The sequence below is a fragment of the Vibrio sp. 1069 genome (genome assembly GCF_033340555.1).
Genome location: NZ_JAWOWP010000365.1, coordinates 1 through 708, shown reverse-complemented (window position 1 = coordinate 708; position 708 = coordinate 1). Strand labels below are relative to the sequence as shown.

The following is a 708-nucleotide window of genomic DNA, read 5'->3' as shown; positions in this document are numbered from 1 at the left end:
GGGTGAACACGCAGCCACCCTAACGCTTGGCGAGCCAGGCATCATGCACGGGTTTAAGTCTTACATGCTTAAAGATGAGCAAGGCGAACCACAAGAGGTACACTCCGTCGCCAGTGGATTGGATTACCCATCGGTAGGCCCACAGCACAGTTATTTAAAAGACATCGGACGCGTGAACTATGGTTCAATCAACGATGACGAAGCGATAGACGCCTTCTTTGAGTTGTCTCGCGAAGAAGGAATTATTCCTGCTATCGAATCTTCCCACGCAGTCGCATACGCAATCAAACTGGCACAACAAGGTGAAACAGGTTCGATTCTTGTCAACCTTTCAGGTCGAGGCGACAAAGACATCGATTTTGTGGTTGAAAACTACGGTGCAAAATACGGTATTGAGTCGCTTATCTAACTGGCAACCACTGAGCTGAGTTACGTTTAATCGCAACGCGCAGACAAAAGCAAAGCCACCTAAAACAAGGTGGCTTTGTAGTTTTCTCTCAATTTACCTTTGCTTTAGTGGTTTAAATACGTTGCCTAGGCCTTCTGGCGTTTCTATTGAAACCATCGCCGCCTAACTATAGATATCTCTGTAATGTATACTTTGCTAAACTCCGCCCTTTGATGAGTAAGGCCCCTAAAATGATGACTGACGAAGAAAGAATCGAACTGCAACAAAACAACCCACTGCATGGGTTAAAGCTAGAGACT

At 45.8% G+C, this 708-nt stretch carries 1 pseudogene; it reads left to right on the top strand.

The annotated features are described in order from the left end of the window. Positions 1 to 409, top strand: a pseudogene (locus R7040_RS26550) (tryptophan synthase subunit beta); the annotation flags it as partial. Between the last annotated feature and the right edge of the window lie 299 nt (positions 410 to 708).